Origin of the sequence: Rheinheimera muenzenbergensis, from assembly GCF_036984005.1 — a bacterium.
In the GTDB taxonomy this organism is placed as follows: domain Bacteria; phylum Pseudomonadota; class Gammaproteobacteria; order Enterobacterales; family Alteromonadaceae; genus Alishewanella; species Alishewanella muenzenbergensis.
The window spans coordinates 42,306-53,528 of sequence record NZ_JALAAR010000022.1 but is presented as its reverse complement, the minus strand read 5'-3'; the positions used below and the strand labels follow the sequence as shown (position 1 = coordinate 53,528).

The window sequence follows — 11,223 nt, the reverse complement described above, 5'->3', positions numbered from 1 at the left end:
TTATTCTGTAGGCCTTTATATACCAGCCTCTGGATCGGTCAACTGATCTGAAAAATTCTTATCTGATCGGCATTAGCACTAAGTGCGGTTTTTTTTATTCGCTAAAGTACCAGTAAGCCTGATTTATCAGGTTGGTCATTAACATAAGGCGCTGTTCAGAGCTGATAAAGTGACGGTTTTGACTGGCGATCAGTTCGGTATGGTCGCATAACAGCTGGGCTGTCATTAGCTCATCGGCTGGCAAGGTTATTTGATCGCCATTGATAAACAGCAGTATATCGCTGGCAGGATCTTGCTGATAGTAACAGCAACGCAGGCCACCGGTGCGCGACAACACTGAGCCTTCTTCCAGATACTCTGCTATTTCATCACTGCCATAATGTGGATCAGGTTCGTTTAAATCCAGCTCATGCTTCGCCCGGGTGATCAGGCCGCCGAACCAGGCGGGTAGCTGTTGGCGATCGGCAATCAGCTGTTGTAGCAGCTGTTGTATGCTATCGAGCTCAGAATCGGTGATTTTGCCGGCGGAAATAGCGGCAGACCTGCCTGCGTCGGTAAAGCGCTGACCGGTAACATCGTGGTCAATCAGATAGTCTGCCAGGCCGGTAACCAGGTCTTTTTGCGCCGGGGCACGAAAACCTACCGAGTAATTCAGGCTGTTTTCAATACTGACGCCATCATGCGGACAACCTGGCGGAATATATAAAATGTCGCCTGGCTCGGTTATAACATCAATACAGTCGGTAAAGGGGCTAACCTGCAGCAAGCGTGGATGTGGACAAAGTTGTTGCAAACTGCTGTCAGGCATGCCAACGCGCCAGTGTCGCTTGCCTTCACCCTGAATAATAAACACATCATACTGATCCAGATGTGGACCGACACCGCCGCCGGGAGCTGAAAAGCTCACCATCAGATCGTCAATGCGCCAGTTGGGTATAAAACGAAACGGATCGAGCAGCTTGGCCGCGCCGGGGTGCCAATGATCAACAGCCTGCACTAACAGTGTCCAGTTTTTGTCACCATAGCTGCTAAAATCGGTGAACGGGCCGGTTTGCATGTCCCATTGTTGCGCCTTGCAGCTGACGATTCGGGATTCGATATCGTCTTCTGTGGCAAGGCCAGCCAGCTCGTCGGCCGTTAATGGATCAACAAAATTTTTAAAGCCGGCTTTAATCAGTAAAGGCTTTTTTTGCCAGTATTGATTGAGAAAGTCAGTGACCGTAAGCTTGCCTAAGTTCAACTGATACATAACATATTCCTGAGAAAAAAGGCGCTGATTTCAGCGCCTTGTTGTTAAGCCTTACTGCAGTGTATCGGTGATTTGTACCGCTGCACCAATGTAATTAGCCGGTGTTAGTAACTTAAGCTGCTGCTTAACCGGCGCGGGTAATTCCAGCTTATCAATAAACAGATGTAAGTCTGCCTGGTTAATACGCTTGCCACGGGTCAGCTCTTTTAATTTTTCATACGGTTGCTCTATGCCGTATTTACGCATTACGGTTTGTACCGGCTCAGCCAGTAGCTCCCAGTTTGCATCCAGCTCAGCTAACAGGTTTGCTGCATTTACTTCCAGCTTGCTGATACCTTTTAACGTTGCCTGGTAAGCAATCAGCGTATACCCAAAACCCATGCCCAGGTTTCGCAGCACGGTCGAGTCGGTGAGATCACGCTGCCAGCGTGATACCGGTAATTTGGCCGATAAATGGTTAAATAACGCATTGGCAATACCCAGGTTGCCTTCAGAGTTTTCAAAGTCGATAGGGTTTACTTTATGCGGCATGGTAGAAGAGCCAATCTCGCCGGCGATGGTACGCTGCTTAAAGTGACCCAACGCGATATATCCCCAGACATCGCGGTCAAAATCGAGCAAAATAGTGTTAAAACGCGCTATGGCATCAAACAGCTCGGCGATGTAATCATGTGGTTCAATCTGGGTGGTGAAGGCATTCCAGCTCAGACCCAGGCTGGTAACAAATTGTTCAGACAGCGCATGCCAGTCCAGTTGAGGGTAAGCAGATAAGTGCGCATTGTAGTTACCAACAGCACCATTTAATTTGCCTAATATTTCGACGTTGGCAATTTGCTCGCGTTGGCGCTTTAAGCGCATATAAACGTTAGCCATTTCTTTGCCCATAGTGGTAGGCGAAGCTGGCTGGCCATGGGTGCGGGCCATCATCGGTACTGTTTTGTGTGCTTCGGCTAACTGCTTAATGGCGTCGAGTAAGGCATCACATTGCGGCAGCAACACGGTATTGCGGGCTTCGCTTAACATCAGGCCATGCGACAGGTTGTTGATGTCTTCTGAAGTACAGGCAAAATGAATAAACTCACTTATTGCTGACAGCTCGGCGTTAGTTTGTACTTTTTCTTTTAGCAGGTACTCTACCGCTTTGACGTCGTGATTCGTGGTGCGTTCTATGTCTTTAACGCGTTGGGCATCTTCTAAACTGAAATTGTCGACAATATTATTTAACAGCTGATTGGCTTCAGCGGACAGTGCCGGTACCTCAGTGATAGCTGCAGTAGCGGCAAGCTGCTGTAGCCAGCGCACTTCAACCGTTACCCGGTATTTAATCAGGCCGAACTCACTGAAATACTGACGTAAATCGGTGGTTTTGCTGCCGTAGCGGCCATCTACAGGTGAAATGGCGGTAAGGGCGTTCAGTTGCATACGAGCTCCTATAGGCCTGGTGAGGGCAGTTGGGACAACATCTGTTGTGCCTGCGCCACCAGCTTGCGACGTTTAAAAATAAAGTTAAGACGGCTACCACCAGCCTGACGCCATAGTACGGCGCTACGAATAGCGGCTAACAACAAAGCGCGTACCTTATGCTGTACGGCGGTTTGTTTCAGTAAATCGGGTTGGCCATAAATCTGGATACGACTGCCCAGGCTGCTAATGCATTCGCTATAAATATCAGCCAGATTGGCTAGCATGTTGTCGTCGGTAATAGCAAAATGCTGTAACTGACGCTGCAAATGCTGCAGCTTATCACCGAGGGCTTTCAGCCGGGCCGGCGTTTTGTTTAATCTGCGCTCTAAAGCCAGCACGCCGACAACGTAGCGGGTGAGTTCGACATCCTTTTGTGGCTTGTCACCAAGCTGGTCGACTATCAGTTTTAAACCTGTAGTCAGGTTTTCAGCCTGGTTACCATAAATTTGTAGTGGCTCGTCAGCGCTTAATACTGCCACGCTGCTTAGCATAGTGGTTAAGGCTTCATTGCTGGTTTCAGCGCTACGTGCGACTTTTTGCACCAATTGTAACGCCTGGCATAAGCCGGCCAGGGCAATTATCTGGGTCGAAAGTGAATACTGCATAATCAGCTTATTGCCTCATCAATAATGCCACCACCCAAACAGACATCATCCAGGTAAAATACGGCTGACTGACCGGGTGTTACCGCTTTTTGCGCGCTATCAAACATCACCCTAATGCTGCCATCGGAATTTGGCGTAACTAAACAGGGAATATCGGTTTGCCGGTAGCGGGTTTTTACGCTGCAACGTAGCGGTTTAACTGGCCCGTTGCGGTCAGTCCAATGTAATTGGCTGGCAACCAGGCCTTGAGACAGCAGGCTGGGGTGGTCGTGGCCTTGCGCTACTACAAGCTGATTAGTGTCGACCTTTTTTGCAACCACATACCAGGGCTCTTCACTGCCATCCTTAGTTCCGCCGATGCCTAAGCCTTTACGCTGGCCAAGGGTGTGATACATCAACCCTTCGTGCCGGCCAATAATATCGCCGTCAACGCTAATGATATCGCCGGGCTGCGCCGGTAAATATTGCTGCAGAAAATCTTTAAATTTACGTTCACCGATAAAACAGATACCGGTGCTGTCTTTTTTATTTGCAGTCACTAAACCCTGTTGCTCGGCAATAGCGCGTACGGCGGGCTTTTCTAATTCACCCACCGGAAACAGCGTTTGCGCTACGTGTTCTTCACCTAGCGTGTAAAGAAAGTAACTTTGATCTTTATTGTTATCCAGGCCACGCAATAATTGCCAGTGACCATCCTGAAAGCGGCGGCGCACATAGTGGCCGGTAGCAATGTAATCTGCGCCCAATGCTTCGGCGGCAAATTCCAGAAAAGCTTTAAATTTAATTTCTTTGTTGCACATGATATCGGGATTGGGTGTGCGTCCGGCCTTGTATTCCGCCAGAAAATACTCAAACACATTATCCCAATATTCTGCGGCAAAGTTGACCTTGTGCAGCACTATGCCCAGTTTATCGCATACCTGCTGTGCATCGGCCATGTCTTCAGCTGCAGCACAGTATTCGTCGTTGTCGTCTTCTTCCCAGTTTTTCATAAACAGGCCTTCAACCTGATAACCCTGCTGCAATAGCAGGTAAGCAGAGACAGAGGAATCTACGCCGCCGGACATACCAACGATAACTTTTTTACTGCGATTTGCACTGATAGGATCTGACATAGCACCTTATTCAACAGGGCGAAAAAACAAGGCGCGGATTATACACTACTTTTACGCTCTGCGCATGTTATCGCGGCGGTTGAATAAGCTTAAGCGGCAAGCGAATACCTTGCTGATATAATGCTATCGCATCGCTAACCAGTTGACTGCGCAGTGGCAACGTCGATTTGGCAATCTGCGCACTGTCGAGCCAGTGTAGCGCCAGAATATCACTATCCTGTGGCGCATAGAAATGCGGCAACGCTTGCGGTTCAAAGACAAAATTGATCCTGACATAGCGGTGGCCATTGGCTGCCTGTAGCTGAGATAACCCCAGCCAGGCACAAGGTTGCAACTGCAGCCCGGTTTCTTCCTGTAATTCACGCGCCACGGCTGTAAGCAGATCTTCATCCGGCTCAACATGGCCGGCTGGCTGATTAAGCACTCGTTTACCGGTTAATTTATCGATCTCTTCTACCAGCAAAAAACGCTGCTGGTAGCAAACTATTGCTGCGACGGTAAGATGTAACGTATCCCTGCTCAATGCTATTTACCTTATAAGTTTGTCAGCGTGATAGTTTGGTATTCACCCGGTGCCAGTGAGCCCAGCTGCCACTGGCCGATTTGCGCCCGGATCAGACGCAGTGTTGGAAAGCCAACGGCAGCGGTCATGCGCCGAACCTGGCGGTTGCGTCCTTCTGTGATGGTAAGACTAAGCCAGCTGACCGGAATATTGGCACGTTGGCGAATGGGCGGAGTGCGTGGCCAAATCTCAGGCTCCTCAATACGACAGGCTTCGGCTGGTGCCGTAATACCGTCCTTTAACACTACGCCAGTGCGCAGCTGCTGCAGAGCAGCTGTACTGATATCACCTTCAACCTGTACCCAGTAGGTTTTTGCCATTTTATGCTTGGGATCGGCAATGCGGTGTTGGGTTTTGCCGCAGTTGGTTAACAGCAGTAAACCTTCACTGTCGCGATCCAGCCGGCCAGCGGCATAGACATCGGCTACCGGGATATAATCGGCTAATGTTACCCGTGGCGTTGGGCTGTTATCGGTGAACTGGCACAGTACGTCATAAGGTTTGTTAAACAGTACCAGTAGTGGCTGTCCGACTTTGGTCGTATTGTGTTTTTTCGTATATGGATTATTTTGCCGATTGTCTTTAACGCTACGGGAATTCACTGTTATTTGTTCTCTAAAATTTATAGCATTGCCCGGCTGAGCGCCAGCTGTCAGCCAGAGTGAACACTAAGCTGGATTTAAGCAGTTTTACTGCAACTATGACCAGTTTATTGTAGCGGGAAGTTGCCTATTTTATTCAATGTCATGCTGCTATACTACCGCCGCTTGCAACAAATGCGTTTAAAACATACACATCGCACGATCTCAGGTGCGACTGGCGCCACGCGTCAGCTGTTCGCAAACACTTTACAGGAATAAACATGTCAAAAGAAATTGCAAAAATTATTTACACTGAAACTGACGAAGCGCCGGCGCTGGCGACCTACTCATTACTGCCTATAGTTCAGGCGTTTTCTCAAGCTGCTGGCATTGCCGTTGAAACCCGCGATATTTCGCTGTCAGGTCGTATTATTGCTAACTTTCCGGACTTCCTCACGAGCGAGCAACGCATTGCAGATGCTTTGGCTGAACTGGGTGAGCTGGCTAATCAGCCAGAAGCCAACATTATTAAGTTACCCAATATCAGTGCATCTATTCCGCAGTTAAAAGCCGCAATTAAAGAATTGCAGCAACAAGGTTATGCATTGCCAGATTACCCGGCCGAGCCCAAAGATGACAAAGAACGTGATGTTAAAGCACGTTATGACAAAATTAAAGGCAGTGCGGTTAACCCGGTATTGCGCGAGGGTAACTCAGATCGCCGCGCGCCGGCATCAGTTAAACAATACGCGAAAAAGAACCCACACAGCATGGGAACCTGGTCTGCAACGTCCAAGTCTCATGTTGCCCATATGCAAAGTGGCGATTTTTACGGTAGCGAACAGTCAGCAACTTTTGCTGCTGCCGATACATTAAAAATTCAGCACGTTAGTACTGATGGCTCCATCAAGGTGTTAAAAGACAAAGTGGCGGTATTGGCCGGTGAAGTTATCGATGCTGCTGCAATGAGCAAAAAAGCGTTGCGTAGCTTTTATCAGCAGGAAATTGCTGCGGCCAAGCAGCAGGATGTGCTGTTATCACTGCATTTAAAAGCGACCATGATGAAGGTCTCTGACCCCATTATGTTTGGCCACGCGGTACTGGAGTTCTTTAAACCGGTATTTGATAAGCATGCCACGCTGTTTGCTGATATCGGTGTTGATGTAAACAATGGCGCCGGTGATATTTTTGCCAAGATTTCAGCGTTACCACAAGCAAAGCAGGATGAAATCCGTTCAGACATTAATGCCTGTTACGCTGCTCAGCCTGCGTTGGCCATGGTGAATTCAGACAAAGGTATCACCAATTTGCATGTGCCAAGTGATGTTATTATCGATGCATCTATGCCTGCGATGATCAGAAGTTCAGGCCAGATGTGGGGACCGGACGGCAAGTTAAAGGATACAAAGGCGCTAATCCCGGACCGTTGCTACGCCGGTGTGTATCAGGAAACTATCGACTTCTGTAAGAAAAATGGTGCTTTTGACCCGCGCACCATGGGCTCTGTGCCCAATGTTGGCCTGATGGCGCAAAAAGCCGAAGAATATGGCTCGCACGATAAAACCTTTGAAATTGCCACAGACGGTAAAGTACAGGTGCTGAACAATAACGGCGACGTTGTGTTTGAGCATGTAGTTGGCCAAGGCGATATCTGGCGTATGTGTCAGGTAAAAGATGCGCCAATTCGTGACTGGGTAAAACTGGCGGTAAACCGTGCCCGTTTAAGCGCCACGCCGGCGGTATTCTGGCTGGATAGCGCCCGGGCTCATGATGCTCAGCTGATCAGCAAGGTACAGGCGTACCTGAAAGAGCATGATACCAGCGGTCTGGATATTCAGATCCTGTCTCCGGTTGAAGCTACACGTTTGTCATTACAGCGGATGAAGCAGGGACTGGATACTATTTCTGTCACCGGTAACGTACTGCGCGATTATTTAACCGACTTATTCCCCATTCTTGAACTGGGTACCAGTGCAAAAATGTTGTCGGTTGTGCCGCTGATGAATGGTGGTGGCTTATTTGAAACTGGTGCCGGTGGTTCAGCACCTAAACACGTTGAGCAGTTTATCGAAGAGAACTACTTACGTTGGGATTCACTGGGTGAATTTTTAGCACTCGCTGCGTCTTTAGAGCACTTAAGCCAGGTAACAGGTAATGCCAAAGCCAAAGTGCTGGCTGATGCACTGGACAATGCGACGGCAAAATTCCTCGACAATGATAAATCACCACGGCGTAAGCTGGGTGAGCTGGATAACCGCGGCAGCCATTTTTATCTGGCGTTGTACTGGGCGCAGGCATTGGCAGCCCAAACTGCCGATACCGAGTTACAACAGCGCTTTAGTAAATTAGCCAACACTTTACAGCAACAGGAAGCAACGATAGTGGCTGAGCTGATTGCGGCTCAAGGTAAGGCGGTGGATATTGGCGGTTACTTCCGGCCAAATCCGGCACTGGTTTCAGCTGCGATGCGGCCAAGCAAGGTGTTTAATCAGGCCTTAGCTGACGCCTAATGCTAGTTAGCGGTACATAAACAAAAGCAGGCTTAAGCCTGCTTTTTTGTTTTTTGCGTCACACTGAGTGAAATTTACTCTGACAGATCACCGGGCAATTTAATATTCACAGCGTGTAAGCCTTTAGGGCCTTCTGACAAGTCGAACTCGACGTCTTGTCCTGCCTTTAGCGTGCGGTAGCCATCCATACTAATGGTTGAATAATGTGCAAAAATATCTTCGTCACGGCCATCTTCACGGATAAACCCAAATCCTTTGGCATTATTAAACCATTTTACTTTACCGGTAGCCATACAACTTACTTCCTTCTCTAAGTTAGCTAAATTCTGTATTCTTTGTCATGATAGTGGGAATGTTGCGTATCCCAACAACTACTGTAGATAATTTGTCCAGACAGTCAAGTTATTTGCAAAATTAAACTTAAAATTTACCTATAATTAACCGAAAGCTCCTTTGATGGAATACACAGGCATGGCTATAGTTTATGAGTGGCAATAAAGAATCGAACGTACAACATGGTGATTTGGAACAGCTGACCCGGCAAAAGGTCACGCCGCCACCCATGTATAAAGTAGTGTTGCATAACGATGATTACACGCCGATGGATTTTGTCATTGATGTGTTAAGCCGGTTTTTTAACATGCAATATGAACAAGCTACAGAAGTGATGTTAAAAGTGCATTATGAAGGTAAGGGCGTATGTGGAGTTTTTACTGCAGAAATTGCTGAAACTAAAGTGCAGCAGGTGACGCAGTACGCCAAAGAGCATCAGCACCCCTTGCTATGTTCGATGGAACGCGCATAAGGTTGTTACTGGCATGATTCTGGTGTCGTTACTCAGGTGGATTAGGAGTAGTGTATGTTGAATAAAGATCTTGAGTTAACTCTGAATTTGGCTTTCAGATTTGCGCGTGAGCGGCGTCATGAGTACATGACGGTAGAGCATTTGTTATTGGCTTTGCTGGACAACCCGGCAGCAGGCGAAGCTTTGCGCTCTTGCGGCGCCAATATAGAAAAGCTGCGCCATGAACTGGCCAGTTTTATTGATTCGACTACGCCGGTGTTACCAGAAGGCGAGATTGAGCGCGACACACAGCCTACGTTGGGGTTTCAGCGTGTGTTACAACGTGCGGTGTTTCATGTGCAATCATCCGGTAAGTCTGAAGTAACCGGCGCTAATGTATTGGTCGCTATTTTTAGTGAGCAGGAATCGCAAGCAGTTTATCTGCTGAAAAAAATTGATATTACCCGATTGGATGTGGTGAATTTTATTTCGCACGGCGTCACCAAAACAGAAAAGCTGGATCAGCACGACGAGCATGCGCAGGAAGAGGGCACCGAATCAGTTGCAGACGACAGCAAATATCTGGAAAACTTCACTGCTAATCTGAATATTCAGGCAAAGAATGGCTTTATAGATCCGCTAATAGGCCGCGAGCATGAAGTAGAGCGTGCAATACAGGTGTTATGCCGGCGTAAAAAGAATAACCCGCTGTTGGTAGGCGAAGCCGGGGTTGGTAAAACTGCCATTGCCGAAGGGCTGGCCTACCGGATAGTGCATAACGAAGTACCTGAAGTGATAGCCAATGCCACAATTTATTCGTTGGATATGGGAGCGTTGCTTGCTGGCACCAAATACCGCGGCGATTTTGAAAAACGGCTGAAGTCGTTGTTAAAAGAACTGGAGCGGGAAAAAGACGCCATCCTGTTTATTGATGAAATTCATACCGTAATTGGTGCTGGTGCGGCCTCGGGCGGTGTAATGGACGCCAGCAATCTGATAAAGCCATTGTTATCAAATGGCAAACTACGTTGTATGGGCTCAACCACCTACCAGGAATTTAAAAGCATTTTTGAAAAAGACACCGCACTGGTGCGCCGCTTCCAGAAAATTGATGTGGCTGAACCCAGCGTAGAGGATACCACCCGTATTCTGTTGGGGTTAAAAGAACGTTATGAGCAACATCACAACGTGCGTTACACACAAAAAGCCATACGTGCTGCGGCAGAGTTGTCGGCTAAATACATTAATGAGCGGCATTTGCCCGATAAAGCGATAGATGTTATCGACGAAGCCGGTGCCAGCCAGCGATTGTTACCCAGCTCAAAACGGAAAAAAGTCATTAATGTACCGGAAATTGAGCATGTGATTGCCAAGATGGCGCGTATTCCGGAGAAATCGGTATCGGCTTCAGACAAAGATGTACTGGCTAATCTGGATCGTAATTTAAAACTGGTGGTGTTTGGCCAGAACGAGCCCATTGAGGTGTTAACTTCGGCAATCCGGCTATCGCGCTCTGGTTTAGGCAACGAAGAAAAGCCGATTGGTAATTTCCTGTTTGCCGGCCCAACCGGGGTAGGTAAAACAGAAGTCACCAAACAGTTGGCTAAGGCTTTGGGTGTCGAACTGCTGCGGTTTGACATGTCAGAATATATGGAACGGCATGCGATCAGCCGGTTGATTGGGGCACCACCTGGTTATGTCGGTTTTGAGCAGGGCGGCTTGCTAACCGACGCGGTGTCTAAACACCCGTATTCAGTGGTGTTGCTGGATGAAATCGAGAAAGCCCACAGTGATATTTATAATATTTTACTGCAGGTGATGGACCACGGTACCTTAACCGACAATAACGGCCGCAAAATTGATTTTCGTAATGTGGTGCTGGTGATGACGACTAATGCCGGCGTGCAGGAAACCATCCGCAAATCGATTGGCTTTAAACAGCAGGATCATAGCCATGATGCCCTGTCTGAAATTAACCGCACCTTTAGTCCGGAGTTCAGGAACCGGCTGGATGGCATTATTTGGTTTCAACATTTGGCCGCTGACATTATTCTGCAAATTGTGGATAAGTTTGTTTGTGATTTGCAGGTACAGCTGGATAAAAAACAGGTGTCTATGGAACTGAGCAGCGCGGCAAGACAGTGGCTGGCAGATAAAGGCTATGACCATGCTATGGGAGCCCGTCCGATGGCAAGGGTTATTCAGGAGCAACTGAAAAAGCCGCTGGCAAACGAAATTTTATTTGGTCGTTTACTGCACGGTGGTGATGTTCGGGTAGAGCTGGTCGATGATCAGTTAAGTTTTGAATATCAAACCACAGAAGAAGCCGCGTTGGCAGACTAACCCGCCTATT

General features: G+C 48.1%; 10 protein-coding genes. 3 read left to right on the top strand and 7 right to left on the bottom strand.

Annotation, left to right across the window (positions count from 1 at the left end; all coding sequences use genetic code 11):
• Window positions 1-94: 94 nt before the first annotated feature.
• The 6 genes from MN202_RS18710 to MN202_RS18685 form a co-directional block, all read right to left on the bottom strand.
• A complete protein-coding gene (locus MN202_RS18710; RefSeq protein WP_335737668.1) occupies window positions 95-1,249 on the bottom strand; it encodes a ribosomal protein uL16 3-hydroxylase in 1,155 nt (384 codons plus the stop codon).
• Window positions 1,250-1,300: 51 nt separating this feature from the next.
• Window positions 1,301-2,671: an adenylosuccinate lyase gene (gene purB / locus MN202_RS18705; protein WP_335737667.1), complete on the bottom strand. Its 1,371-nt coding sequence runs from the start codon at window positions 2,669-2,671 to the stop codon at window positions 1,301-1,303.
• Between the two features lie 8 nt (window positions 2,672-2,679).
• The gene (hflD, locus tag MN202_RS18700) at window positions 2,680-3,318 is read right to left on the bottom strand and encodes a high frequency lysogenization protein HflD (RefSeq protein ID WP_335737666.1); all 639 of its coding nucleotides are present in this window, start codon (window positions 3,316-3,318) and stop codon (window positions 2,680-2,682) included.
• A 2-nt stretch (window positions 3,319-3,320) separates the two neighbouring features.
• Window positions 3,321-4,433 (bottom strand): tRNA 2-thiouridine(34) synthase MnmA, encoded by a 1,113-nt coding sequence (gene mnmA / locus MN202_RS18695; protein WP_335737665.1) that lies wholly within the window; start codon window positions 4,431-4,433, stop codon window positions 3,321-3,323.
• Window positions 4,434-4,500: 67 nt separating this feature from the next.
• Window positions 4,501-4,956: an NUDIX domain-containing protein gene (locus MN202_RS18690; protein ID WP_335737664.1), complete on the bottom strand. Its 456-nt coding sequence runs from the start codon at window positions 4,954-4,956 to the stop codon at window positions 4,501-4,503.
• A gap of 11 nt (window positions 4,957-4,967) precedes the next feature.
• On the bottom strand, window positions 4,968-5,513 hold the full coding sequence (locus MN202_RS18685; protein ID WP_335737669.1) for a pseudouridine synthase: 546 nt from the start codon (window positions 5,511-5,513) through the stop codon (window positions 4,968-4,970).
• A gap of 344 nt (window positions 5,514-5,857) precedes the next feature.
• On the opposite strand from MN202_RS18685, the gene MN202_RS18680 reads away from it, so the two are divergent.
• Complete coding sequence (locus MN202_RS18680) at window positions 5,858-8,086, top strand: NADP-dependent isocitrate dehydrogenase (RefSeq protein WP_335737663.1); 2,229 nt, start codon at window positions 5,858-5,860, stop codon at window positions 8,084-8,086.
• A gap of 74 nt (window positions 8,087-8,160) precedes the next feature.
• Here the strand turns inward: MN202_RS18680 and cspD are convergent, their stop codons facing one another.
• Window positions 8,161-8,379, bottom strand: coding sequence for a cold shock domain-containing protein CspD (gene cspD / locus MN202_RS18675; RefSeq protein ID WP_335737662.1), 219 nt, complete (start codon window positions 8,377-8,379; stop codon window positions 8,161-8,163).
• A gap of 191 nt (window positions 8,380-8,570) precedes the next feature.
• On the opposite strand from cspD, the gene clpS reads away from it, so the two are divergent.
• Both clpS and clpA read left to right on the top strand, forming a co-directional pair.
• Window positions 8,571-8,891, top strand: coding sequence for an ATP-dependent Clp protease adapter ClpS (clpS, locus tag MN202_RS18670; protein ID WP_335737661.1), 321 nt, complete (start codon window positions 8,571-8,573; stop codon window positions 8,889-8,891).
• Between the two features lie 54 nt (window positions 8,892-8,945).
• The gene (clpA, locus tag MN202_RS18665) at window positions 8,946-11,213 is read left to right on the top strand and encodes an ATP-dependent Clp protease ATP-binding subunit ClpA (RefSeq protein ID WP_335737660.1); all 2,268 of its coding nucleotides are present in this window, start codon (window positions 8,946-8,948) and stop codon (window positions 11,211-11,213) included.
• The last annotated feature ends 10 nt before the right edge of the window (window positions 11,214-11,223 follow it).